Origin of the sequence: Rhodopila sp., assembly GCF_965277165.1 — a bacterium.
Taxonomy (GTDB): Bacteria; Pseudomonadota; Alphaproteobacteria; order Acetobacterales; family Acetobacteraceae; genus Rhodopila.
Map to the genome: position 1 here is coordinate 2916894 of NZ_CBDICE010000006.1, position 24137 is coordinate 2941030.

General features: G+C 66.1%; 22 protein-coding genes. 9 read left to right on the forward strand and 13 right to left on the reverse strand.

What is annotated here, in order from left to right; genetic code table 11:
* Window positions 1–214: 214 nt before the first annotated feature.
* The 4 genes from hisS (at window position 215) to ACQY4Y_RS25550 (ending at window position 4174) form a co-directional block, all read left to right on the forward strand.
* Entirely contained in the window at window positions 215–1450 is a 1236-nt protein-coding gene (gene hisS, locus ACQY4Y_RS25535) for a histidine--tRNA ligase (RefSeq protein ID WP_428493368.1), read from the forward strand.
* Complete coding sequence (prfA, locus tag ACQY4Y_RS25540) at window positions 1447–2502, forward strand: peptide chain release factor 1 (RefSeq protein WP_428493369.1); 1056 nt, start codon at window positions 1447–1449, stop codon at window positions 2500–2502. The genes hisS and prfA overlap by 4 nt, the downstream gene beginning before the upstream one ends.
* A complete protein-coding gene (gene prmC / locus ACQY4Y_RS25545; RefSeq protein WP_428493370.1) occupies window positions 2499–3407 on the forward strand; it encodes a peptide chain release factor N(5)-glutamine methyltransferase in 909 nt (302 codons plus the stop codon). The genes prfA and prmC overlap by 4 nt, the downstream gene beginning before the upstream one ends.
* A 230-nt stretch (window positions 3408–3637) precedes the next feature.
* On the forward strand, window positions 3638–4174 hold the full coding sequence (locus tag ACQY4Y_RS25550) for a DUF4167 domain-containing protein (RefSeq protein ID WP_428493371.1): 537 nt from the start codon (window positions 3638–3640) through the stop codon (window positions 4172–4174).
* 169 nt (window positions 4175–4343) lie between these two features.
* Here ACQY4Y_RS25550 and ACQY4Y_RS25555 read toward each other — a convergent pair whose 3' ends face one another.
* Window positions 4344–5180, reverse strand: a complete 837-nt coding sequence (locus ACQY4Y_RS25555; protein ID WP_428493372.1) for a DUF4743 domain-containing protein — start codon at window positions 5178–5180, stop codon at window positions 4344–4346.
* Window positions 5181–5225: 45 nt separating this feature from the next.
* Between ACQY4Y_RS25555 and ACQY4Y_RS25560 the strand changes: the two genes are divergently transcribed.
* The 3 genes from ACQY4Y_RS25560 to rpmB all read left to right on the forward strand — a co-directional run bounded on the left by ACQY4Y_RS25560 (window position 5226) and on the right by rpmB (window position 7821).
* Window positions 5226–7079 (forward strand): ABCB family ABC transporter ATP-binding protein/permease, encoded by a 1854-nt coding sequence (locus ACQY4Y_RS25560; protein ID WP_428493373.1) that lies wholly within the window; start codon window positions 5226–5228, stop codon window positions 7077–7079.
* Window positions 7080–7129: 50 nt separating this feature from the next.
* Window positions 7130–7378, forward strand: a complete 249-nt coding sequence (locus ACQY4Y_RS25565) for a hypothetical protein (protein ID WP_428493374.1) — start codon at window positions 7130–7132, stop codon at window positions 7376–7378.
* A 137-nt stretch (window positions 7379–7515) separates the two neighbouring features.
* The gene (rpmB, locus tag ACQY4Y_RS25570) at window positions 7516–7821 is read left to right on the forward strand and encodes a 50S ribosomal protein L28 (RefSeq protein WP_428493375.1); all 306 of its coding nucleotides are present in this window, start codon (window positions 7516–7518) and stop codon (window positions 7819–7821) included.
* A 38-nt stretch (window positions 7822–7859) separates the two neighbouring features.
* On the opposite strand, the gene ACQY4Y_RS25575 is transcribed toward rpmB, so the two are convergent.
* Window positions 7860–10496: an ATP-binding protein gene (locus ACQY4Y_RS25575; RefSeq protein WP_428493376.1), complete on the reverse strand. Its 2637-nt coding sequence runs from the start codon at window positions 10494–10496 to the stop codon at window positions 7860–7862.
* Between the two features lie 297 nt (window positions 10497–10793).
* On the opposite strand from ACQY4Y_RS25575, the gene ACQY4Y_RS25580 reads away from it, so the two are divergent.
* Complete coding sequence (locus ACQY4Y_RS25580; RefSeq protein ID WP_428493377.1) at window positions 10794–11108, forward strand: hypothetical protein; 315 nt, start codon at window positions 10794–10796, stop codon at window positions 11106–11108.
* Here ACQY4Y_RS25580 and ACQY4Y_RS25585 read toward each other — a convergent pair.
* Both ACQY4Y_RS25585 and ACQY4Y_RS25590 read right to left on the reverse strand, forming a co-directional pair.
* Window positions 11088–12503, reverse strand: coding sequence for a dihydrolipoyl dehydrogenase family protein (locus ACQY4Y_RS25585; RefSeq protein WP_428493378.1), 1416 nt, complete (start codon window positions 12501–12503; stop codon window positions 11088–11090). The two genes, ACQY4Y_RS25580 and ACQY4Y_RS25585, sit on opposite strands and share 21 nt — an antisense overlap.
* A complete protein-coding gene (locus tag ACQY4Y_RS25590) occupies window positions 12496–13179 on the reverse strand; it encodes a TVP38/TMEM64 family protein (RefSeq protein ID WP_428493379.1) in 684 nt (227 codons plus the stop codon). Before ACQY4Y_RS25590 ends, ACQY4Y_RS25585 begins: the two co-directional genes overlap by 8 nt.
* A 183-nt stretch (window positions 13180–13362) precedes the next feature.
* On the opposite strand from ACQY4Y_RS25590, the gene ACQY4Y_RS25595 reads away from it, so the two are divergent.
* On the forward strand, window positions 13363–14331 hold the full coding sequence (locus ACQY4Y_RS25595; protein ID WP_428493380.1) for an aldo/keto reductase: 969 nt from the start codon (window positions 13363–13365) through the stop codon (window positions 14329–14331).
* 213 nt (window positions 14332–14544) lie between these two features.
* Here ACQY4Y_RS25595 and ACQY4Y_RS25600 read toward each other — a convergent pair whose 3' ends face one another.
* From ACQY4Y_RS25600 to ACQY4Y_RS25640, 9 genes are all read right to left on the reverse strand, one after another.
* A complete protein-coding gene (locus ACQY4Y_RS25600) occupies window positions 14545–16287 on the reverse strand; it encodes a methanol/ethanol family PQQ-dependent dehydrogenase (protein WP_428493381.1) in 1743 nt (580 codons plus the stop codon).
* Between the two features lie 45 nt (window positions 16288–16332).
* A complete protein-coding gene (locus ACQY4Y_RS25605; protein WP_428493382.1) occupies window positions 16333–16800 on the reverse strand; it encodes a ubiquinol-cytochrome c reductase iron-sulfur subunit in 468 nt (155 codons plus the stop codon).
* A gap of 161 nt (window positions 16801–16961) precedes the next feature.
* Window positions 16962–17585, reverse strand: a complete 624-nt coding sequence (locus tag ACQY4Y_RS25610) for a hypothetical protein (protein WP_428493383.1) — start codon at window positions 17583–17585, stop codon at window positions 16962–16964.
* A gap of 1 nt (window position 17586) precedes the next feature.
* Window positions 17587–18240, reverse strand: coding sequence for a c-type cytochrome (locus ACQY4Y_RS25615; RefSeq protein ID WP_428493384.1), 654 nt, complete (start codon window positions 18238–18240; stop codon window positions 17587–17589).
* 63 nt (window positions 18241–18303) lie between these two features.
* Window positions 18304–20088 (reverse strand): PQQ-dependent dehydrogenase, methanol/ethanol family, encoded by a 1785-nt coding sequence (locus tag ACQY4Y_RS25620; RefSeq protein ID WP_428493385.1) that lies wholly within the window; start codon window positions 20086–20088, stop codon window positions 18304–18306.
* Between the two features lie 28 nt (window positions 20089–20116).
* Entirely contained in the window at window positions 20117–20386 is a 270-nt protein-coding gene (locus ACQY4Y_RS25625; protein ID WP_428493386.1) for a hypothetical protein, read from the reverse strand.
* An 18-nt stretch (window positions 20387–20404) separates the two neighbouring features.
* Complete coding sequence (locus tag ACQY4Y_RS25630; RefSeq protein WP_428493387.1) at window positions 20405–22693, reverse strand: molybdopterin cofactor-binding domain-containing protein; 2289 nt, start codon at window positions 22691–22693, stop codon at window positions 20405–20407.
* A gap of 3 nt (window positions 22694–22696) precedes the next feature.
* Window positions 22697–23149, reverse strand: a complete 453-nt coding sequence (locus ACQY4Y_RS25635) for a (2Fe-2S)-binding protein (protein WP_428493388.1) — start codon at window positions 23147–23149, stop codon at window positions 22697–22699.
* Window positions 23150–23695: 546 nt separating this feature from the next.
* Window positions 23696–24094, reverse strand: coding sequence for a PPOX class F420-dependent oxidoreductase (locus ACQY4Y_RS25640; RefSeq protein WP_428493389.1), 399 nt, complete (start codon window positions 24092–24094; stop codon window positions 23696–23698).
* Between the last annotated feature and the right edge of the window lie 43 nt (window positions 24095–24137).

Genomic DNA, 24137 nt, shown 5'->3' on the forward strand with positions numbered 1-24137 from the left:
GTTCACCCCGCAAGACCGCAATCGCGACGGCCCCGCCTGCGGCTCGCAGCGTCAACAAACACTGACACTTCTTCGCGAGGTCTCGTCGCCGCGCCAACCTGACGCCAGCCGACGATGCGCGATAGGACCCATCCGCATCACCCTATATAAGCGAAGACAGAACGACCCCCAAAACCGACCCCCAAAACCGACCAAGACACCAAGGACCTCACGTTTGACCGACCTGCAGCCCGCCCGCGGCACCCACGACTTCATCGGCGACGACCAACGCCGCTTCCACCGCGTGGTCAGCACCGCCCGCCGCGTCGCCGCCACCTACGGCTTCGACGAATGGATCACCCCGATCTTCGAGGACACCCGCGTCTTCGCCCGAACCCTGGGCGAAACCTCCGACGTGGTCATGAAGGAGATGTACACCTTCGATGACCGCGGCGGTGACTCGATCACCCTGCGGCCCGAGGGCACTGCCGGGGTCTGTCGCGCCCTGGTCTCCAACGGCCTGACCCAGTCGCTGCCCCGCAAAGTGTTCTACGCCGGCCCGATGTTCCGCTACGAACGGCCGCAGAAAGGCCGCTTCCGCCAGTTCCACCAGATCGGCACCGAACTGATCGGCCCAGCCGAACCGCTCGCCGACGCCGAGGTCATCGCCTGCGGCTGGGACATCCTCAAGGCGCTCAACGTCGCCGAGGACACCGTGCTCGAAATCAACACCCTGGGCGATGCCGAAAGTCGCGCCGCCTGGCGTGACGCCCTCCTCGCCTACTTCACCGCCCACCGCGACGCCCTGTCGCAGGACAGCCTCGACCGCCTGCACCGCAACCCGATGCGCATCCTCGACAGCAAGCACGACGCCGACCGCCGCATCGTCGCTGACGCCCCCACCATCGAGCCCTACCTCACCAGCGCCGCCGCCAGCTTCTACGACAGACTGCGCCAGCACCTGATCCATTTCCGCGTGCCGTTCCAGACCAACCCGCGCATCGTCCGTGGCCTCGACTACTACAGCCACACCGCCTTCGAATTCGTCACCGCCAGGCTGGGCGCTCAAGGCACCGTGATGGCCGGCGGCCGCTACGACGGCCTGATCGCCGAGATGGGCGGCCCGATGACCCCCGCCGTCGGCTGGGCCGCCGGCATCGAACGCCTCGCCATGCTGATGCCCACCACCCCGTCCGTCCCCGCCCCGGTCGCCGTCATTCCGGTCGGCGACGCCGCCGAGGCCACCGCCATCGAGATCCTGCAATCGCTCCGCGCCAACGGCATCCGCGCCGAAATCGCCTATCGCGGCAACCTCAAGCGCCGCATGGAGCGGGCCAACCGCGCCGGCGCCCGCTCCGCCGTCATCCTCGGCGATGACGACCTCGCCGCCGGTGTCGCCCAGGTCAAGGACCTCACCACCGGTAGCCAGGAACCCATCCCCTTCGCTCACCTCCCGTCCCGGCTGAAATGAATCTCGCCCTCAAGCTCGACCGCATCGCCGCCCGCGCCGACGAACTGCGCGCCATGCTGTCCGAAGCCCTCTCCGGTGACGCCTACGTAAAGGCCTCCCGCGAACTGTCCGACATCGAGCCCGTGGTGGCCCGCATTGGCGACCTGCGCGCCGCCGAACGCGCCCGGTCCGAGGCCGAATCGCTGCTCACCGATCCCGAAATGAAAGACCTGGCCGAAGCCGAGCTTTATCAACTGAAAGACCAGATCCCCGCACTCGAACACGAAATCCGCCTGGCCCTGCTGCCGAAGGACGAGGCCGACGCCCGCTCCGCCATCCTGGAAATCCGCCCCGCCGCCGGTGGTGACGAGGCCGGACTGTTCGCCGCCGAACTGTACGCGATGTATCAGAAATACGCCGACGCCAAGGGCTGGCGGTTCGAAATCCTGGACTACGCCGACACCGGCCTCGGCGCCATCAAGGACGCGACCGCTGAAATCACCGGCCGCAACGTGTTCGCCCGGCTGAAATACGAATCTGGCGTGCATCGCGTGCAGCGCGTGCCGGCCACCGAAAGCCAGGGCCGCATCCACACCTCAACCGTCACCGTCGCCGTGCTGCCGGAAGCCGAGGAGGTCGACGTCCAGATCAACGACGACGACCTCAAGATCGACGTCTACCGAGCCTCCGGCGCCGGCGGCCAGCACGTCAACAAGACCGAGAGCGCGGTCCGCATCACCCATCTGCCCAGCGGCATCATCGTCGCCATGCAGGAGGAACGCAGCCAGCACAAGAACCGCGCCAAGGCGATGAAGATCCTGCGCGCCCGGATGTACGAACAGCAGCGCTCGACCCTGGCCGCAACCCGCTCCGCCGATCGCAAGTCCCAGGTCGGCACCGGCGACCGCAGCGAACGGATCCGCACCTACAACTTCCCCCAGGGCCGCGTCTCCGACCACCGTATCAACCTGACCCTCTATAAGATCGACAGGGTCATCCAGGGCGACCTGGACGACTTCATCGACGCCCTCACCGCCGAGGACCAGGCCGCGCGGCTGGCCGCCGAGGAATGACCCGGCGCCCGCCCATCGCCCCCACCACCATCGCCCCCACCACCATCGCCCCCACCACCATCGCCCCCACCACCATCGCCCAAGCAATCCGCGACGGCGCCGCCCAACTCGCCCCGATTGCCGACAACCCCCGCCTCGAAGCCCGACTGCTGCTGGCCCACGCAATCGGCCTGACCCAGAACGACCTGATCCGAGACCCGGCGCGCCCGATCGATCCCGCCCGGTTCCGCACCCTGCTGGCCCGTCGCGCCGCAACCGAACCGATCGCGCTGATCCTCGGACAGCGGGAGTTCTGGAGCCTGCCCTTCCAGGTCTCCGCCGCCACATTGATCCCACGCCCCGACTCTGAAACCCTGATCGAGGCCGCCGTCGCCGCCTTCGCCAACCGTGCCCCGCCGGCCACGATCCTCGATCTCGGCACCGGCACCGGCTGCCTGCTGCTGGCCCTGCTGCACCAGTTCCCCGCCGCCTGGGGCGTCGGGCTGGACCTCAGCCCACCGGCGGCCGCCCTGGCGCAACGCAACGCTGTCGAGCTTGGTCTAGCCGAACGATCCGAATTCATCGTCGCTGATTGGACCAATGCGATATCCAGTCAGTTCGATCTGATCATCTGCAATCCGCCCTACATTTCGGCGGCCGGAATCGAGACCCTGATGCCGGATGTCGCCCGACACGAACCCCGGCGCGCGCTCGACGGCGGCGCCGACGGTTGCGACGCCTACCGCACGATCCTGCCCCGACTGCCGCGGCACCTCGAGCCTGATGGAGTGGCGATCCTTGAACTCGGCCGCGGTCAGGCCAACTATGTCAGTGCATTGGCCGGGGAAGCAGGCCTGACAGTGTCACTTCGGCTCGATCTGGCGCGAATTCCCCGGGCGATTGTGCTGCACCGCTCAAGCTGTTGAAAAAAATTATTTGGCAGGCGGCCGGGTCGGGTGTACGATAACGACATGGTAGGGGTGCTGCTCGGCAGCGCCCCGGATCGTGGGGGTCGTATCAAGCAACGCCCTCGCTGCCATTATCAACGTCGATGGATCTTGGTTGGCCACGGAACATCCGGGGGCGTCCAGACGGGCGCCCGACATTCCGCAACGGCCCACCGATTATGGGAAAGCACGACGGCATCAGTATGAACATGAAGCGCATGCGTGGCCGCAACCATCGTCCAGGCGGTGGTGGCGGCGGTGGATCGGGCGGTGCTATCCGCCATCATTCCGGCGGTGGAATTCCGCTCAATCGAAACCACGTGTTCGACAGTAACGGGCCCGAAATCCGCGTTCGCGGCACCGCCCAGCAACTGTTCGAGAAGTATCTGCAACTCGGACGCGACGCCACCAGTAGCGGCGACAGAGTGACCGCTGAAGCCTTCTTCCAACATGCGGAACATTACTTCCGCATTCTGAACGCGATGAACCAGGCCCAAAGCCAGGGCCAATCCAACCAAGGCCAGCCCAACCAGGGCCAGGCCAACGGCCAGCAACAGCCGCCGCAGGGCAACCAACGTCGCAACTATCAGCAAAACGAAGGCTTTCACCAGAACGAGGACTCTCAGCCCGACACCGAGGACCCCGATCGACTTTCGGAGCCGCGTCCGGAGCAGCGCCCTCCGGGCATGGGCGAGCAGCCCGAACCGCGCGGCATCCCGATCACCGCCGCTCCGCCGGAGGGTTGAGCGGCGGACCCCGCCAGCCAACACCTGCCACCAGCGAACGTGCCCCGCCAGCCGACAGGCCACGCCGGGCACTTTCCGGGGCCATGCAGCCAATCCGCGTGCGCCCTCGCCGCTCGGAGCAAAATTTCGCAACCCCGCGCCGAACCAACTCCGTATGCCCCGACAGCCGCTACCCTTGCCGCAGGCCAGCCCGCAGCCGACCCGCCCCCGGTCCGCCGATCAGCCCCTGCCGCAGGAACAGATCGATCAGCACCAGGTTCACGTTGAACTTGAAGTCGTTAGTGTCGCGTACCACCCCAATCGCCCGGCTCAACGGCCACAACTCGAACGCCTCCACCTCGCCATCGGCCGCCAGCGGCGTGAAATCGTCAGGCAGCATCAGGTCGTAGCAATGCACCCGATCGCGACGTAACCCTTCCGGCCGCTCCATCGCATACTCGATCACCCCGGCCGGCTCCGCGGTGCCCGCAAGCTCGGGCGGAATCGCTGCCTCCTCTTCGGCCTCCTTCAGCAATGTCGCCGCCGGATCCAGCCCGGCCGGCACCCCGCCGGCCACGATATGGTCCAGCTTGCCGGGGTCCAGCAGCTTGTCACTGGCCCTGATCGCGATCCACATGTGCAACCCGTCCGCCCGCCGCACCAGGCCATTGACATGCACCCCCACCGCCTGGACCCCGAACGACGGAATCGCGCCGCGGTCGATCCGCGCCAACACCGGCCCCTCCGGCATGGCCCGCACATCGAACTCCTCGCCGCGCCAGCGATACAGCCCACGCTCGGCCAGAGCCCTTGAAATGCCCGCCAGCGCCGCCCCGGCGGCCAGAGTGATCCCCTCAGGCGTCCGCCCCACCCCATCCATCGCTTCCAGCGCGCCCACGATCCTGGGCGCCGCCCAGCCGACCGGCTCCCCACCGATCAGAAACCGCATCCGCCCGCCCGGAATCGAGGCATTGTTGCAGCCGCGCACATGACGCTCGAATCCCGCAAGCTCATCGTCCTGCCCCAAGCGGTTCGCCTTTCAAACAACACCGTACCATGCCACATGCCCGCCATGACACGAAGTAGCCACCCATCCGGCCACGCCGATCGGCCGGCCCCGCCGCCACCGCGATCGACCTTGCAGACCATCGTCTCCCTGCTGCCCTATCTGTGGCCCACCGGAAACCCCGGCGCGCGCATCCGCGTCGCCACCGCGCTGCTGTTCATGCTGGCCTCCAAGCTCGCCACCGTCTATGTCCCGGTAATCTACGGCCGCATCATCGACGCCCTGGCACCGAAGGACGCCGCCGCCACCGCCTTCGTAGTCCCGCTGGCGCTGATCCTGGCCTACGGCGCAATCCGCGTCGGCTCCGCCGGGTTTGGCGAAATGCGCGACGCGCTGTTCGCCCCAGTGCAGCAGCGCGCCGTCCGGCTGCTGGCACTGCGCACCTTCCGCCACCTGCACGCCGTCAGCCTGCGCTTCCATCTCGACCGCCAGACCGGCGGCCTCTCACGCGTGATCGACCGCGGCGTCCTGGGCATGCAGTCGGTACTGCGCCTCGCCGTGTTCAACGTCGTCCCCACGGTGCTGGAACTGGTGCTGGTCACCGTTATCATCTGGCACATGTTCGACTGGCGCTACGCAGTCGTAACGTTCACCGCGGTCCTGGTCTATGTCGGCTTCACCGCCATCCTCGCCGGCCGCCGCAGCCGCTATCGCCGCACCATGAACGACACCGACAACGATGCCTCCACCAAGTCGCTCGATAGCCTGATCAACTATGAAACGGTCAAGTACTTCGGCAACGAGGAACACGAATCGCAACGCTACGACCACGCCCTCGCCCGCTACGAACGCGCCGCCGTCCGCGTCCAGGTATCGCTCAATGCAATGAACCTCGGGCAAGCCATGATCACCGCCACCGGCCTGACCCTGATCATGCTGCTGGCGGCATCGGGCATGCGCGACGGCAGCATGACCGTCGGCAAGTTCGTCGTCGTCAACACTTACCTGATCCAGCTTTACCAGCCGTTGAACTTCCTCGGCGTGGTCTACATGACCATTAAGCAGGGCCTGGTCGATATGGAGCAGATGTTCGCCCTGCTGCGGGTGCCGCGCGAAATCACCGACCAGCCGGGCGCCACGGCGCTGGCCGCGCATTTGTCCGATGGCGCCGCCGGCGATGTCCTGTTCCAGGGCGTCCGTTTCGGCTACCAGTCGAACAGGACAATACTTAAAGGTATCGACTTCATCGTCCCGGCCGGCGGCAAGCTCGCCATCGTCGGCCCGACCGGCGCCGGCAAGTCGACCATCAGCCGCCTGCTGTTCCGTTTCTACGACGTCACCGACGGCCGCATCCTGATCGACGGCCAGGACATCCGTTCGGTCACCCAGGATAGCCTGCGCGCCACCATCGGCGTGGTGCCGCAGGATACCGTGCTGTTCAACGACACCATCCGCTACAACATCGGCTACGGCTGCCCCGGCGCATCGCAGAACCAGATCGAGCAAGCCGCCAGGACCGCCCAGGTGCATGATTTCGTCGCCCAACTGCCCGACGGCTACGACACCCGCGTCGGGGAGCGCGGCCTGAAACTCTCCGGCGGCGAAAAACAGCGCGTCGCCATCGCCCGCACCATCCTCAAGGACCCCCGAATCCTGATCCTCGACGAAGCGACAAGCGCGCTCGACAGCCGCACCGAGCAGGACATCCAGGCAGCATTGCGCGCGGTCGCCAACCGCCGCACCACGCTGGTCATCGCCCACCGCCTGTCCACCATCGTCGATGCCGACGAAATCATCGTGCTGCGGGATGGCGAGATCGCCGAACGCGGCACCCACCTCGCTCTGCTGGCCAAGGCCGGCCTATATGCCAGGATGTGGACACTGCAAGCCGCCGAACACGATCTCGAACCCGCCACCTGAGCCAACCCCGGCATCGCCCGCCCATCCGACCCCAAACCAGGATTTCCCCCATGCCCGAAGACCACAACGAACCCCCCGAAACCCTCAGCCATGCCGGCGCCGTGGTCGACAAGGCGGTGGAATACATGACCGGTCAGAACATCAGCCCGCTCGCCATCGCCTCCGCCCTGCTCGGCGGGTCGATGGCCCTGCTGACGCGCACGATGTCCGACGACGCCATCATCGGCGTGCTGAACAACGCCATCGCCAGTGTCCGCTCCGGAGAACTGCGCGAACCGCACGACGACCAACAGCCCTGACCCGCACCGTCCCCATCTTGCTTGACACCCCAACTTGCTTGACGCCGGGACTTGCTTGACGCCGGCCGCCACTCTCGCCATAAACCGCGCCTTCCGATCCATACCGAGGAATGAAGTGCCCCGAGGAATGAAGTGCCATGTCTCGTCGCTGTGAAATCACCGGAAAGGGCGTTCTCAGTGGCAACAACGTCAGCCACGCCAACAACAAGAGCCGCCGCCGTTTCCTGCCCAACCTGCAGATAACCTCGCTGCTGTCCGACATCCTCGGCCACGAAGTGCGCCTGCGACTATCGACACGCGCCATCCGCACCGTAGAGCACAACGGCGGCATCGACGCCTTCCTGCTGGGCACGCCGGACCGCGGCCTGACCGCAGAGGGCAAGACCCTGAAGCGCCGGATCGAGAAAGCCCGGGTCAAACGCGCCGCCTCCGCCGCCGCCTGACCCCCCACCGGTAGACCCCCCCACCGGCCAGCGCGGCCTCACGCGTGCTGCAACAGCGCCAAGACCCTGGCCCCCAGCATCGCGCTGGTCGCCGGTTTTCGCATCACCAACTCGGCGCATCGCGGGTCGCCGGCGTTCTCGATCGCCGCGATCTCGCGCGCATTGCCGGTCAACAGGATCACCGGCAGGCTCGGCCGCAATTCCCTGGCCTGCTCGATCAGCGCCAGCCCATTCATCCCCGGCATCGACAGATCGGTTATCAGCAGGTCCACCGCCTCTCGCGCCTGCAGGATCGCCAGCGCATGACTGCCGCCGGACGCGGCCAGAACCCGGTGACCCAAGCCCTCCAGTTGCTCAGTCAACGCATCCAGCACCAGCCGGTCGTCGTCCACCAGCAGGATCTGTCCGCTGCGCCGCGAGCCCGGCCCGGCCGCCGCTGGAGCCGCCGTCGTCCAGCCATCGCCCGGCACCACCGGCAGCCACAACGTCGCCGTGGTCCCCGCCCCGATCACACTCTCGATGGCGAACCCGCCACCCGAGTGCTCAGCGAAGCCCCTGACCATCGCCAGCCCCAAACCGGTGCCCTCGCCGACATCCTTGGTGGTGAAAAACGGCTCCCCGACCCTGGCCAATGTCGCCGGACTCATGCCCGCGCCATTGTCCTCGACCGACAGCCGCACATAGATACCGGACCGCAGTCCGCCAGCGTGGCGCGCCGCGTCGGCCGGCATCACCGCCTCCAGTGACGCCGTCAGCCGCAGCGTGCCGCCGTCCGGCATCGCATCGCGCGCATTGGTCCCCAGGTTCAGCAACGCAGTTTCCAACCGCGCCTTGTCCGCCAGCAGCCGCGGCAATCCAGGCACGATCTCCAGTTGCACATCGATCCGCGCCCCTAGACTGTCGGAAAACACCCCGCGCGTCGCGGTCAACAGCACGCTCGGCTCGATCGGTTCGGCCTGCAGCACGTCGCGCCGCGCCAACGCCAGCATCCGCCGGGTGATCGAGGCCCCACGCACCGCCGCTTCGCTGATCACCTGGCCCAGCCGGCCGACCGCGTCGGCATCGTGCGGACGCCGCGTCAGCAGCGCAGCCCCGCCCGCAACCACCTGCAGCACGTTGTTGAAATCATGCGCAATGCCACCCGCCAGCGCGCCAAGCGCCTGGATCCGATGCGCATGCTCCGCCCGCCGCAGCGCAGCCTCCCTGGCATTGACCTCGGATCGCACCCGCTGATCCAGGTCCTGGTCAAGCTGCCGCAAGCCGTCCTGCGCCTCACGCAGCGCGGTAACGTCGATCAGGCTTTCCATCACCATCGGCGCATGCGCCTCGAAATCGCGCCGCAGCACGGTGTGCGCCGACACCACAATCAGCGACCCGTCGCGCCGCCGGTGCACCAGATCACCGCCCCACTCGCCCCGCGTCAGCAGCGCCTGCTGGACCTGCTCCACCGCGACCGGAAACTGAGTGCTCAGCAATTCATGGCAGCATCGACCGAGCGCCTCGGCGCGCGACCAGCCATACATTCGTGTGCAGCCGAGCGACCAGAAGCGGATCGTGCCGTCCATTTCGCGCACCACGATCGCCGCCAGGTCCAGCATGCCCAAAAGGTCGCGCAACTGGCCCTCATTGGCGCGCAGAGTGGTTTCGCTGGCGTCGCTAGCCTCCCACGCGAGGCGCAGCTTGGCCGCCAGTTGGTCCACTTCACGCAGTCCGCTCGGCGCGCCGGCCGGACCGCGATCCTGCAGCCCGCGCAATGCGCCGACCAGCCGACGCCCCAGATACCAGGCGGCGATCAGTCCGAAAGCCAGCAGCGCGGCGCCGATCAGCAGTATCTGGATCAGGTCGTGTCCGAACGCCGCGATGAACGCGTCGCGCGGCTGCGAGGCGACAACGCCGTAGCCGCTTAGCCGGGCGATGCTGAACGCCTGAACAGCCGGCACACCTGCCAGCGTGGCCTGATCCGTCAGCACGCCGGAACGGCGGTCCTGGATCGCCTGCCGCCAGCCGGGAAGTGACGGTTGGCCGACAACGTGCCCGCCGTGGCTGACCACGGCGACGCCATCGCGGTCCAGGATCGTCGTCACCAGCCCCGCCGGCCCGGCCGGCAAGCTTTCCGCCAGCCGAACCAGCCACTTGCTGCCGATCTCGCCGACCAGGACTCGCTCAGCCGTCGGCTCGCCGACCCCGGGCACCGGGACGGCAACCTCGATCTCCCGCCGCGCGGGTTGATCCGCCGGCAGAAAGTTGGTGATCACCGGCAGGCCGGTGCGGATCGCCGTCTGCGCGATCTGCCGCACCGACGCCTCGGCCGCGCCCGGCTCGGGTCGGACGTCGCCGACCCGCATCAGCACCCGCCCATTCAGCGTCACCAGACTGATCGGAACCTCGCCCAACCGAACCGAGGTCAGGCCGGCCTCATGGCCAAATGCCGCCAGATCGCCCCGCTCCAGCGCCGTCGATCCGGCCAGTTCCAACAGCCCGTCGGTCAGCCGTTCAAGCCGCTGGTCAACCACCTGGGAGGCCTCCCGTGCCAGATCGACCAATACCGTCTGCTGCTGCCGACGCTGCACTGTCTGCTCCCGCCACACCACGCAAGCGGACAGCAACAGCAGGGGGATCGAGACAGCCAGAACCAGCCACAGCAGGAAGGTTCCGACCCGCGTGCCCTGCGTCACGATCTCGAAACTCCGTGAGACCCTGGCAATAGATAATACCCCGCCTTCGTCTACTTTTGGTTGAGCCTATCGCCATATCTCGCAATCAACGAGGGTGAGAAATCCTGCTCACGAGATTCTGTCCTCGTACCTGCCGTAAGGCTGCAAGATGCAGTTTCTTCTGTCAAAACGATTAACCGCCATGCGCCTTTCAAGAAACACGCAGATGCGATCTATCCAAATATCATCCGCTCGCTGTCTCGTGATCCATTTTGATTCAAAATCGTCCCTATTCTGTCGTGGCAACAGGAGGTCATCGTGGACGCTGCCCATTTCAGACAACGAGCCGCACGTGCACGCGAAATGGCTCAATTTGGAGACGATCTGCGCATTTCACGAATGCTGCTCGAACTGGCCGTCGAACTGGACGCCGAAGCCGTGGCAATCGAAGCCCGCGGCGAGGCCGACCGTCCGCAATCGTTCCGGCTACAGCCGCCCGACGCCTACCACATGACGCTGCGCATGACCGCAGCCGGCGCCGAAGCCGGCGGCGCGGCGGACCACCAACCCCAGCCATGCCATAAAGCCAGCATCGCGGCCCGGGCAGCCGCTTCACCACGGCAAGCGGGATAACCACCGAACCAGGGTTTTGGTCCGCACAGACAACAACCTCGCCGCGAACAGGCTGCCCACCGCGCGCTTGGCGGCCTCAGACCGCGTCGGATACGGAACGATCAACCCGGCCAGCGCCGACAGGGGGGTCCGCTGGGCGATCGCCAGCGTCCACTGGCTGATCATCTCGCCGGCATGCGGACCAAGAATCCCGGCACCGACCACGCGCTTGCCGCTGACCACAAGCTTGACCAGGCCCGCGATGTCGCGTTCGGCCACCGCCCGGTCGTTGTCGGCCAACGGCCAGCGCAGCACCCGCACATCCAGGCCGGCGGCGACCGCCTCGGCCTCGGTCGGCCCGACCTGCGCCAGTTCCGGATCGGTGTAGGTCACCCTGGGCAGTGCCGCGTAATCGACCCGCGCCGGCAGCCGAAACAGCAGGCGGCGGATCACGATGCCGGCATGATACGACCCGACATGAGTGAACGCCCGCGGTCCCAGCCCCATCGGATCGGCAATATCCCCGACCGCGAACACCCGCTTGTTGGTCAGGCTGCGCAAACCGCGGTCGGTGGCGATCCCAGCCGAACCAGCCCTGACACCGCCCGCCCCAAGATCAAGCGCCGCCAGATTGGGCGTCCGTCCAACCGCCACCAGCAGATGCGACCCGCTGATCCGGCTGCCGTCCGCCAGCAGCAGAACCGGGCCGGGGGCGACGGCGGTCAGCGCGGCGCCCTCGTGCAACGCCACACCCCGGATGACCAGTTCACGCCGCAGGCCGGCGGCCAGTTCGGGGTCCTCCCTGGCCGCGATCCGGCCGGCCTCCACAACGCTGACCCGGCAACCGAGGCCCGAGAATGCATCCGCCATCTCCAGTCCGATCGGGCCGCCGCCCAGGATCAGCAGATGCGCCGGTCGCTCCGCCAGGTCGAACACCGTCTCGTTGGTCCAGTATGGCACGCCCTGCAGTCCCGCGATCGCCGGCACTGCCGCCTGACCGCCGGCGGCGACGACAAAGCGGCGCGCGGTGATGGCGCGGCCATCGACCGAAATGGTCGCCGGATCGACGAATCTGGCCTCGCCCCGAAGTACGGTCGCTCCCAGCGCACGAAACCGAGCCTCGGAGTCGATCGGGGCCAGGCTGGCGATCACCCCGCCAAGATGCGCCCGCAACCGATCCCAATCGATCACCGGGGGATCCGCGATCACGCCGAACCGCGCCGCATCCGACACCCCCCGAACCGCGCGCGATGCCGCCAGCAGCGCCTTGCTCGGAACGCAGCCGGTGTTCAGGCAGTCGCCCCCCATACGGCCGCGCTCGATCAGCACCACCGCGGCACCCAGTTGCGCCGCGCCGGCCGCGACCGACAGCCCGGCCGCCCCGGCGCCGATCACCGCCAGATCGAAATCAGCCATCCGCGCCCGGTCGCCGGCGCCACAGTACCGGTGCCAGCGACAGCAGCGCCAGCCCCAGCAGCGGCCACAGGATCCGCGCCGAGAATAACACCGAAAGGTCGGGCGTGCCACCTTGCGCCAAGATGCCGCCGACGCCGGCACCGATCGAACTCAGCACCAGGCTGGCCGGAACGATGCCCAGCAACGTCGCCGGCGCGAACACCCGAAGGCGGGTGCCGGCCACCGCGGCGGCCAGGTTGACCACCCAGAACGGAAACAGCGGCACCAGCCGCAGCGCCAGAAGATAGCTGAAGCCGTCACGGGCCAGCCGTGTTTGCAACCGGGGCGGGATGCGGCCGCGGTGACGGTTCAAGGTCTCGGCGAAGGCGGAGCGCACCACCACCAGAAGAATCGAAGCCCCCGCGGTGGCGCCGATCACGGTCAAGCCGCAGCCCAGCAGGGTGCCAAACAGCCAGCCGCCTGCAACGGTGAGCAAGGCGCCCTGCGGCAACGACAGCGCGGCGGTGGCGATATAGGTGGCGACGAACAGCGCCGCCGATAGCACCGGATGCGCGCCGGCCCAACCCAGCAGTTGGCCCTGATGCCGCGCCAGGCTGTGCCAGCCGAACCCACGCAGCAACACGAACCCGGCCACGGCCAGGACGGCAAGCACAAGCAGCGGCAAGAAACGGCGCATGGCGCGACAATGCGGCCAAGGCGGCCGATTGTCGCGTGAAAATGCGGCGGATTAGTCGCGTGAAGACGCGCCGGGTATTCGCGTGAAGACGCGCCGGGTCATTCGCGTGAAAATCGGCGCCGGTGGCCTGGACCGAGCGCCGCCAACCTGCGAGTGATCGGCGATCAACGCGAAAGGCCAGCGATGAAACTGCACCCGTTCGGTTCCTTGTTCCCGGTCTCGACACTCACCCTGGGCGGTGGCGGCCTCGGCATGCTGTGGGGCCAGACGACGTTCGAGGAATGCGTCGCCACGGTGCATGCCGCGGTCGCGGCCGGGATCAATCTGCTCGACCTCGCGCCCCGCTACGGCGACGGCAAGGCGGAACGGGTGGTGGGTGAGGCATTCGCCGGGCGGTTGCCGCCCGGGGTCCATCTGACCAGCAAGTGCAACATGGGCAATCCGGCACCGGAGGCAGTGGAGCGCGTGCTGCGGCAGTCCATCGAGAGCAGTTTGCGGCTGCTGCAGCGGGACCGGCTGGATATCTTCTTCCTGCACTCCAACCTGGTGACAGACGGCCATGAAATGTGGCAGGCGTCCGATGTCAGCCGGCTGACCTCGCTGTCACTGTTCCGTGGCCGGGTGCGGCCGGTGTTGGAGAAGCTTAAGCAAGAAGGCCTGATCGGCGCCTGGGGCCTGACCGGGATCGGCCATCCCGATGCCATCATCGAGGCGCTGGCCGAGCACCCGAGGCCGGCCGCGGTGCAGTGCATCGCCAACCTGCTGGACTCGCCGGGCGGGTTGAAGTTCTACCGGGGACCGGCCAAGCCGCGCACGGTGATGGCGGCGGCGCGGACCGCAGGGGTGGGGGTGATGGGCATACGCGCGGTGCAGGCCGGGGCGCTGACCGCGGCGATCGATCGCTCAATGCCGGCGGACCATCCCGAGGTGGTGGATTATGCCCGCGCCGCCGGTTTCAGGGCGCTGTGCGCCGAGATCGGCGAAGACCCCGCGATCGTGGCGCATCGCTATGCACTGGGGCTGCCGGTCGATACGCTGGTGCTGGGGGTGAAGAACCGAACGGAACTCGCCGGCTGCGTCGCCGCCGCTGCTTCCGGCCCCCTCTCCGCGGACCTGATCGCTCGGATCGAGGCGACCGTCGCTCCGGCGTGACCAGTCTCGCCGGCGCCTCGCCGCACACGTCATCGCTTCGCTGGCCGAGAACCCCGAACGCCATCGCCCGGCTGATCGCGACCCCGGCGGGTCATCGCTGCTGGCAGCAAGCCTCGAAGCGCCTTGCCCGCAAGACTACGCGAAACGCCGATTCCCCTGCCCGCGAACGGCCAGGGGGATCAGACAATCGGCGTCAGACAGCGGGGCCGAGGACTACTCCGTCGGGGCGTTCTGCAGCGCGAACACCCATACCACGCCGCCTTGCGGCACGTCGGGGTTCACTTTCATCGAGGTCTTCGCCAGCATGTTCTGGATGCGCTGTGCATCGACGCCCCAGCCGGACTGGATGGCGATGTATTCCTGGCCGTCGACCTCGTAGGCGACCGGCATGCCCATGATGCCGGAGTTGGTCTTCTGCTCCCACAGCAGCTTGCCGGTCTTGGCATCGAAGGCGCGGAACATCCGGTCATTGGTGCCGCCGACGAACACCAGGTCGCCCGCCGTCGTCAGGGTCGAGCCGAACAGTTGCGATTTCGCGAACGGATGCATCCAGGCCTGCTTGCCGGTCTCCAGATTCCAGGCCTGCAGTTCCCCGATATGGTTGGCGCTTGGCAGCAACTTGGCGTTGTCGGTATCGGCGCCAGTCCAAAGCTGGCCGACGACCAGTGTCTGTTTCTTGCCCTCGATCGACTCGCACATGTTGTTGTTAGCTGGAATGTATAGCAGTTTCGTATCCGGATTATACGACGCGGACGGCCAGTCCTTGCCGCCCCACAGCGACGGGCAGAACGATACGTCCTTGTTGGTTGCCGGCTTGTGCGCCGGATCGACGATCGGACGGCCGGTTTCATCCAGACCCTTGAACGCGTTCTGGCCGACGAACGGCTCGCCGGAGACGAAGTCGATCCCGTGGCTGGTCTGTTTCAATACCCACAAGTAACCATCGCGACCGGGATGCACCAGGCCATCGAAGGTCTGCCCATGATCCTTCATGTTGCTGATCAGTATTGGCGAATCGATTTCGTCCCAGTCCCAGGAATCGTTCGGGTGGTACTGATGAAATCCAACCATCTTGCCGGTATCGGGGTTCAGCGCGATGACCGAGCTGGTGTATAGATTATCGCCTGGATGCTGGTCGCCTGGCCATGGCGCCGCATTGCCGGTGCCCCAATAGGCGATGTTGCGCTTCGGGTCGTAGGTGCCGGTGATCCAGACCGGGCCGCCGCCGGTCTTCCAGGCATCACCCGACCAGGTGTCGCTGCCGGGCTGGCCGGGTTCGGGAATGGTGTAGGTGCGCCACAATTCCTTGCCGGAATCGGCGTCGAAGGCGGCGACGTAGCCGCGCACGCCGAACTCCCCGCCCGATCCGCCGACCATCACCTTCCCATTCACCACCAGCGGCTCCAGCGTCATGTACTGGCCCTTCTGGTAGTCCTGCACCTTGGTGTTCCAGACCTCCTTGCCGGTCTTGGCATCGAGCGCGATCAGGTGGTCGTCGGTCGTCGCCAGGAACAAATTATCGCCCCAAAGAGCGACGCCGCGGTTGGTCGGGTGCAACTGCGTCAGGTCCTCCGGCAGGGCGTGGTGGTAGCGCCAGATCAGATCGCCGGTCTTGGCGTTCAGCGCCAGAACCTGGCCGTAGGGAGTGGTCACGAACATGACGCCGTTATTCACCATCGGCGGCGACTCATGGCCTTCCTTGACCCCGGTGGAGAAGGTCCAGACCGGCCTGAGCTGTTTCACGTTTTGCGCGTCGACCTGTTTCAGCGGACTGAAACCCTGGCCGTTATAGGAGTGCCGATACAACAGCCAGTTACCGGCCTCGGGATGATCCAGCCGTTGCTGGGTAACGGGGCTGTAGTCCTTTACCTCTCCGGCGGTCGCGGCGAGCGTGCCAAATCCCCCCACCAACGCCGCCGCCAATGTCACTTCCAGGATCTTCTTGCTGCCGACCATTTTGGTCTTTCCTTCTAATTGACGTTTCACCCAGTATGCTTGGTCTCACATCGTCGGCTGGGTCATTCCCACCTTGCCGATGAAGAGATGCGCCACCTCCGGCTTGCCGTCGGCGATCTTCAGCGGCAGCGCCGCCAGCGGCCGCGGCGCCGGTCCGCCCACAACCTTGGCATCGTGCCGTGGATCGTACAGAGATTCGTGGCACGGACAGTGCAGCACCTGCCGATCCTTCAGCCAGCCGGTGACGGTGCATTGCGCGTGGGTGCAAATCGCCGAGTAGGCAACAATCCCGTCCGCCGCACGGGTCTTGGTGAGCGGGCTCAGCGTCGCCGGATCGAACCGCAGCAGCAACACCTGATTGAGGCGCGATCCGTCGCGAGGAAGTTTGGTCTTCGGGTCGATCGCCCAGGCGATCACCTGCGCATCGCCTGGCTTCAGGTCGGCCGCCGCGATCAGCGTGCCCGGTTTGTCGCCCTCGGCGCGAACCAGCAGATCGCCGATCTGAGGACGCATCAAGCGTTTGGGGTCATCGCTTTCGGCCCGCGCGCCGACCGGCAACAGGCTGGCCGCCGCCGCCAGGCGTAGTAGCTGTCGCCGCCGTGGACTGATTGCACACCATTTGGAACATGCCGCCACTCGGTATTCCCTTCGGTCTCGGCCCCCTCGGCCCGGGTTCAGTGGGCGCGCAGGATGGTCAACTGCGTGGCGTCGGTGAAGTCGCGCAGATCCTTGGCCGGATCGCGGAACAGTTGGCGGTCGAGCACAAAATGGCGCGTGTCCGTGCGCTTCTCGCAGTGTTCCTTGATGAACACCCCACCGATCGGCTGTTCGGTGGGGGTGGGGTCTGCCTTGCGACAGGTCCATCCGTCCTCACCGAAGCGGGCCCGCGCCTCGATCCCGAACAGGTAGGCCTTCTTGTGTAGATACAACCCGGTATGCGGGTCGGTGTCGATCTTGAGTCCGATGACCTGGGCATCGTTATCGATCAGCAGAGCGAGATTGACCGGTTGACCGGCGACACGGGTCTTGCCGCCTTCCCCGCCCGATGCGGGGTCATCGTAGCGAAAGCTGACCGCGTGGCTGCCGTCGGCTGATGCCGGGCAGGCCTTGAAGTCACTCCAGCCAGATAGTTTCTTGGACGGATCGTTAGCGCATGTGAACCCGCCGTAGCCAGTCGGCGGCAACGCCGATACCGGCATGCCGATGCGGAACTCGCGAAGATCGTTCCGCGGCAAGGCGGCGACCGCGACCGCTGGCAGCAGCAACGCGGCAGCCAGCGGGAGCAAGGTTTTCAGCATCCTATTTGCTCCCCGCGGCGTTGGCGTCCGGCGCCGCGTCGACGCTGAGGTGTGGCGCGGGCAGATGTGACGGCGAAGTCGCGGGCGCCCCCGATGAGGCGCGCTGAACCGATGCCGCCGGCTGAGCGTCGCCGCTGCCGGGCTTGCCGCCCGATTGGCCATAGACGTCGCACACGCGGGTGCCGGTGCCGAAGAACGCCTGGCACTGGGCGAGCGTCGGGTCGCCCTTGCCCTTGATATTTGTCACTACATATTTCGCCACCGCGTCGATATCCGCTTGTCGCAACGGATGATCCGGTTCGGGAGGCATCTGTCCAGCCGGCACCTGGAATTTCTTCAACCCGTAGCAGCCGCCGTCGGAATAGGCGTTGGCATCGAAATGCGGCATCCCTGACACCAGCCGCCCGCAGCGAACGGTTTTCTCGATCTGGTCGAGGGTCAGCGAGGTGTGCCGCAGGTTCGCCGCCGCTCCACCATAGCCACCACCGCCACTGCCGGACCATTTGTGGCAACCCATGCAATTGGCCGATTTGAAGACCCGCAGGCCCTCGTCGGACGAGGCCGGCTGTGCCCGGGCAAAACCAGATCCGAGCACCAGCAGCAAACCACCGGCCGCCAGCATCGCGGTGGCATGGTATCGAAGCCGTTTGATCACAGGTGAAACTTTCTTGCAGACGGGATCCCGGAGCGGGTGCTGCGCCCCACCCCGGGCAGATCATCAGCTCAGCGAGAAGACGTACAGCATGGAGCCGGGCTGTATCCTTTTCAATTCCGGAGTCGCATCGATAAACCACTTGTCCCAGGCACCGCCCTGGCCGACCAGGATGGCGATGTACTGCTTGCCGCCGGAAGTGAAGGTCATTGGCGGGGCATTCACACCGGCGCCGGTGTCGAAGCTCCACAACGGCTGCAGGGTCTTGGCGTCGAGCGCCGCCACCTTGCCGTCGGGCTGGCCGTAGAACACCAGGTCCGGGGTCGCCAGCAGACCACCCAGCATCGGATACGGCGTCTCGAACTTGCCGACCTCCTTGCCGGTGGTGACATCGATCGCGGTCACGCTGCCGGTGATGCGCTGGGATTCGTCGGGGCCACCACCGGTGAACATCTCCCGCTTGGCGATCGGCTTGCCGGGGGTGGGGGTGATCGGTTTTTCGGTGATCCGGTTGCAGCTTTCGATCACCGGAATGTACCATTCCTTCAGCGCCGGATTATAGGCCGTCGGCGGCCAGTTCTTGCCGCCCATGTTGCCCGGGCAGGTGACCGTTACCAGGTGGTCCTTACTCGGCGTCACGGCGGGATTGTATTTCTGCACCGCCAGCTTTGGATCGTACTCGGCCGGCTTGCCGGTTTCCGGATCCAGGCCCTTGGTCCAGGTCACCTTCTTGACGAACGGCAGGCCCCAGAGGAACGACCCGTTGTCGCGATCCACCGCATAGGCGAAGCCGTTGCGGTCGGCCTCGAGGTCGAGATGCGTCTGATGCCCGTGCACCGGCGCATCGACCAGCACGTTCTCGGCCACGCTGTCATAGTCGAACGGGTCGTTCGGGGTGTGCTGGAAATGCCACTTGATCTTGCCGGTATCGACATCCAGGGCCAGGGTGCAGTCGGTGTAGAGGTTGTCGCCGGGCCGATACTGTGAATCCCAGTCCGGCCCGGGATTGCCGACACCCCAGAACAGCGTGTTGGTTCTTGGGTCGTAAGTGCCCGTCACCCAGGTCGAGCCGCCGCCGGTGGCGGCCGCGTCATAGCTGTCCTTCCAGGTGTTGCTGCCGGGCTCGCCTTTTGCCGGAATGGTGTAGGTGCGCCAGACCTCCTTGTGGGTGGTCAGGTCGGTCGCGGCGATCCAGCCGCGGATGCCGTACTCGGCGCCGGCGACGCCGGTGATGACCAGGTTCTTCACCACCAGCGGGGCACCGGTGATCACCTCGCTTTTGTCGGGGTCGGCCACCTGGCGCTGCCAGGCCACCTTGCCGGTGTCGGCGTCGGTGGCGATCAGGCGGCCATCCAGCGAGTGCGACAGCACCAGATTGCCGGCCAGCGCCACACCGCGATTGTCGACGCCGCAGCAGGCCACCGCGCCGGCCCAGTCATGGTCGGTTTTCGGATCCATCTTCCACAGCAGCTTGCCCTGTCCGCCGCTTGTGTCGATCTTGTAGACCGACCCCCAGCCATCGGTGACGTACATCATGCCGTCCCTGACGATCGGCGTGCCTTCCAGGCCGCCATGCGACCAGATGCCGCCGCCCTCGACACCGCCCAGCTGCAGTGTCCAGGCGACGTGCAGGTTCTTGACGTTGCTCTTGTTGATCTGATCGAGCGAAGAGAAACGGTGCGCCGAATAGTCCTTGTGGTGGGTCAGCCAGTCGCCCGGATCCTGGTCCGCCTTCAGCAGTTGATCCGGCGTTACCGGACCGGCCACAGGTGGCGGCGGATCGGCCGCCAACGCGACCGCCGGGCCGGCAAGGGCAAGGGCTATGACCGCCATACGCATGGTTTTTGCCATATTGTTTCTCCTGGAACGTTTGACGATGCTATTTGCCTTCGGTATCGACTTTCGCCTTGGCGTTGTTGTTCATCGATTTGACGGTCTGGCTCTGATCGGTCGCGCCGGTCTTAGCCGTCCGGGTGGCGTCCGAGGCGGATGACGGCAGCGACTTCTCGTCCGCCGGTCCGTTGCCGAGATGCGGTTGGGTGCTGCCGGTGGTAATCGGCTTGGCGGTGCCCTGATCGGCGGCGGATACCGCGCCGCATAGCGATATCGAAACGATGGCGGCGGCGAAGGCGACTGGCGTTGTTCGCATTGACCGTTCCTTCATCGCCTAGGCGTTGCCAAGCTGGGTGCCGATCGGCAGGCTGCGGATGCGCTTGCCGGTGGCGGCGAAGATCGCATTACACAGCGCCGGGGCGAACGGCGGCACCCCCGGCTCACCCACGCCGCTGGGCGGCACGTCGGGACCGGCCGGCATGATGTGGACGTTGGTCACCACTGGCGCCTCATCGACTCGCGCCACCTTGAAGTCGTCGAAATTGCCCTGCACCGCGCGGCCGTTCTTGAAGGTGAGTTCACCCCACTTGGCGAGGCTGAGACCCATGATGGCGGCGCCTTCGATCTGCGAGCGGATGCGTTCCGGATTGACGAAGGTGCCGCAATCGATCGCGGTATCGACCCGCGGGATCGTCAGCTTGCCTTTGTCGTCCACCGCGACCTCGACGATGGTGGCGACGTAGCTGACGAAGCTGCGGTGCGCCGCGATGCCGAGACCGTGGCCCTTGGGCAGGGTGCGGCCCCATTCGCCGTTCTGGGCGACCAGTTCCACCACGCCACGCAGCCGGCCGGCATCGATCGGGTAGCTGCCCAATGGCTCGCCGTAGTCCCACAGGTCTTTCATTCCGGACCCGATATTGACGAGGCGGGCCGGGCCGATCAGTTCGAGCAGCATGTCCTTCGGATCGCGTCCGGTCTGATGGGCGATCTCGGAGACCATGGTCTGCACCGCGAAGGCGTGCGGAATGTTGGAAACCGAACGGAACCAGCCGATCCGGGTATAGGCGGCGGCTTCGGGATTCTCGCAGCGGATGTTGGGGATGTCGAACGGCAGGTCGACCAGTCCCATGCCCTGCTCGAACGGGGCCTCGTGGTTGGCGCCGGCCTGGAACGTTGACTTGATGGTCGGTGCCACGCTGCGGTGCCGCCAGGCGATGACCTTGCCATCCTTGTCCAGTCCGGCTTCGATCCGTTCCGCCGAGACGGTGTGGTAGAAGTCGTGGCGGACGTCGTCTTCGCGGGTCCACTGCACCTTGACCGGCGCGCCGATCGCCTTGGAGATCAGCGCCGCCTCCAGCACGAAGTCGCATTTCGACTTGCGGCCGAACGCGCCGCCCAGCAGGGTGACGTTGACGGTGACGTTTTCCGGGGAGATGCCGAGGGTCTTGGCGACATCCTGGCGGGTTCCGCCGGCGCTTTGGACGGGGGCCCAGATCTCGGCCTTGCCGTCGGCGACGCGGGCGGTGGCGACCGGGGTCTCCATGCTGACATGGGCGAGGTGGGGCAGGTAGTATTCGCCGACCACGACCTTGGCGGCCGATTTCAGCGCCGCATCGGCATCGCCGTTGTTGCGCACCACCTCACCGGGCTTGCGCGCCGCATCTTCCAGTTCGGTGCGGAAGCTTGCCGAATCGTATTTGGCGTTGGCGCCGTCCTCCCAGACGACTTTCAGCGCGTCGCGGCCCTTGATCGCGGCGCCGGTGTTGCGGGCGATGACGGCGACGCCGCCCAGAGGCTGGAACTTGGAGGGCCAGGGCCAGCCTTGCACCTGGATCACCTTCTCCACCCCGGAGACCTTCATCGCCTCGGTGGCGTCGAATGAGACCAGCTTGCCGCCGACCACCGGCGGGCGGGCGAGGACGGCGTATTTCATGCCTGGCAGGCGGGTGTCGATGCCATACATCGCCTTGCCGACGGTGATGTCGTGCAGATCGACGATGCTGATCTTGCCTTTGCCGATGTAGCGGAAGTCCTTTGGATCCATGAGGTGCAGCTTGGAGGCCTCGACCACCGGCTGTTGGGCGGCCTCGGTGGCAAGGTCGCCGAAGCCGAGCTTCTGGCCGGTGCCGGTGTGAACGACTTCGTGGTTGACCGCCTTCACCTCGGTGATGGCGACGTTCCAGCGCTTCGCGGCGGCGGCTTCCAGCATCATCCGCGCGGCGGCGCCGACCTGGCGCATGGGGATCAGGAAGTGGCGCGTGCTGCGTGAGCCGTCGGTGTCCTGGTTGCCGTATTTCTTCTCGTCGCCGGGGGCCTGGCGGACGTGGACGCGCGACCAGTCGGCCTGCATTTCGTCGGCGACGACCATCGGCAGGCTGGTGCGAACGCCGGTGCCCATTTCGGCGCGCGAGGCGATGATGGTGACGATGCCGTCGGGGGCGATCGAGACGAAGACGCGCGGGTCGTTGACGGTGCCGTGCGGCATCGCGCCCGCGCCGGTGGCGTAGGCGGCCATGGCGCGACGCGACAGCACCGGTACCGCGAGCACCAGTCCGGCACCGAGTCCCAGGCCGCGCAGAATTGCTCGGCGGGAGACATTCTCGATCTGGGGGGTGATATGCATCTCTCAGGTCCCCGTCGCTGCCAGGCGGATGGCCGATTCGATGCGTTGGTAGCAGCCGCAGCGACAGATGTTGCCCGACATGGTCTCGCGGATCTCGTCGTGCGAGGGATGGGGGTTCTGCTGCAACAACGCCGATGCCTGCATGATCTGCCCGGATTGACAGTAGCCGCACTGCGGCACGTTGGCCTCGCGCCAGGCTTTCTGCACCGGATGGTCGCCGTTGGCATCGAGGCCTTCGATGGTGGTGATCTTCTGGTTTGCCACGTCCGACATCGCGGTGATGCAGGAGCGCGCGGCCTGGCCCTCGATGTGGACCGTGCAGGCGCCGCACAGCGCTCGGCCACAGCCGAACTTGGTTCCGGTCAGGCCGGCCTCGTCGCGCAGATACCACAGCAGTGGCAGCGACGGATCGCCGTCCCAGCTATGCGCTTGTCCATTGACTGTCAGATTGATCATGTTGTTCCGTCCGCTTCCTGCTGATGGAGAAGTCAGTTCATGCGACGCGCGTGGCCGTTTTGGCCCGCGCGGATCAGTGCCGGATGGATTTTCGGGGCGCCGGCATCATGTCTTGAGTAGATGTCGCGTCGCATGCGACGCGTTCGGACGGCGTCGCGAGAGACGCGCCGCGACGAGGCCGGCGGTTGATGCAACGAGACCGGTTTGAAGGCATGGCATGGTCGATCCCTGGCCCGGGGGGAATTTTTGTTTTTTTGTAATCTGACGTTCACTATTCAGGAGATGTCCGGGACAGGCTATGCAAATTTAAGTGTTTGTGGTGCCCACGCGATGGGATGATCGTTCCGGCACCATATTTTAATAGCTGCGCGCATTAGTGGCTGGGCCGATCGTTCGATCAGACCCAGTTTTCATGCTGGACGGTTGGACGCCGGGCGGTGACCAGCCGTTGTTTGCCGGAACAGATCATATGCGCGCCGGGCGGTGCGTCCGGCGCGATGGGTGTCAACCCGTGATTGTCAGTCCATCGGGGTTAGCCCACGATGATCAGCCCATGGCTTGGGCGCTGGCGGGGGTGATCTCGTAGATCACCCGGGTTTCCTTGTCGCTGTGCCAGGGATACTTGTCCTTGCCGAGATACTTCTTTGCCAGGCTGTCGATATGGGCGACTGCGCCGTCGGTGGTTTCCTTGGTGACCGCGCCGCGAAGCTGGATGTAGCGATAGGCGTTGTCGGGATCCATGATCGACAGTGCCACCTTTGATCCTTGGGTCAGATTGCGCGCCTTGACGCGGCCCTTCGCGGTGTTCACCCGGATCACGCCATTGGTGTAGTCGAACCAGACCGGGGTGACTTGGGGTGAACCGTCGGGCTGCAGGGTTGCGATGTGGGCGAACGCCTTCTTTTCGGTCAGCAGGTCGAGAAAGTCAGCGGGGATGTCGGCCATGTCGGTGTCCCTATGATACCTATTTTGTAGCTGGGTTGAGCTT

Coding starts and splice junctions, on each gene's coding strand:
- ACQY4Y_RS25595 (WP_428493380.1), top strand. CDS start 13,363: ATGAAACTGCACCCGTTCGGTTCCTTGTTCCCGGTCTCGACACTCACC.
- prfA (WP_428493369.1), top strand. CDS start 1,447: ATGAATCTCGCCCTCAAGCTCGACCGCATCGCCGCCCGCGCCGACGAA.
- ACQY4Y_RS25560 (WP_428493373.1), top strand. CDS start 5,226: ATGACACGAAGTAGCCACCCATCCGGCCACGCCGATCGGCCGGCCCCG.
- ACQY4Y_RS25565 (WP_428493374.1), top strand. CDS start 7,130: ATGCCCGAAGACCACAACGAACCCCCCGAAACCCTCAGCCATGCCGGC.
- ACQY4Y_RS25610 (WP_428493383.1), bottom strand. CDS start 17,585: ATGCTGAAAACCTTGCTCCCGCTGGCTGCCGCGTTGCTGCTGCCAGCG.
- ACQY4Y_RS25605 (WP_428493382.1), bottom strand. CDS start 16,800: ATGCGTCCTCAGATCGGCGATCTGCTGGTTCGCGCCGAGGGCGACAAA.
- ACQY4Y_RS25625 (WP_428493386.1), bottom strand. CDS start 20,386: ATGCGAACAACGCCAGTCGCCTTCGCCGCCGCCATCGTTTCGATATCG.
- ACQY4Y_RS25635 (WP_428493388.1), bottom strand. CDS start 23,149: ATGATCAATCTGACAGTCAATGGACAAGCGCATAGCTGGGACGGCGAT.
- prmC (WP_428493370.1), top strand. CDS start 2,499: ATGACCCGGCGCCCGCCCATCGCCCCCACCACCATCGCCCCCACCACC.
- ACQY4Y_RS25620 (WP_428493385.1), bottom strand. CDS start 20,088: ATGGCAAAAACCATGCGTATGGCGGTCATAGCCCTTGCCCTTGCCGGC.
- ACQY4Y_RS25600 (WP_428493381.1), bottom strand. CDS start 16,287: ATGGTCGGCAGCAAGAAGATCCTGGAAGTGACATTGGCGGCGGCGTTG.
- rpmB (WP_428493375.1), top strand. CDS start 7,516: ATGTCTCGTCGCTGTGAAATCACCGGAAAGGGCGTTCTCAGTGGCAAC.
- ACQY4Y_RS25550 (WP_428493371.1), top strand. CDS start 3,638: ATGAAGCGCATGCGTGGCCGCAACCATCGTCCAGGCGGTGGTGGCGGC.
- ACQY4Y_RS25640 (WP_428493389.1), bottom strand. CDS start 24,094: ATGGCCGACATCCCCGCTGACTTTCTCGACCTGCTGACCGAAAAGAAG.
- ACQY4Y_RS25630 (WP_428493387.1), bottom strand. CDS start 22,693: ATGCATATCACCCCCCAGATCGAGAATGTCTCCCGCCGAGCAATTCTG.
- ACQY4Y_RS25590 (WP_428493379.1), bottom strand. CDS start 13,179: ATGCGCCGTTTCTTGCCGCTGCTTGTGCTTGCCGTCCTGGCCGTGGCC.
- ACQY4Y_RS25585 (WP_428493378.1), bottom strand. CDS start 12,503: ATGGCTGATTTCGATCTGGCGGTGATCGGCGCCGGGGCGGCCGGGCTG.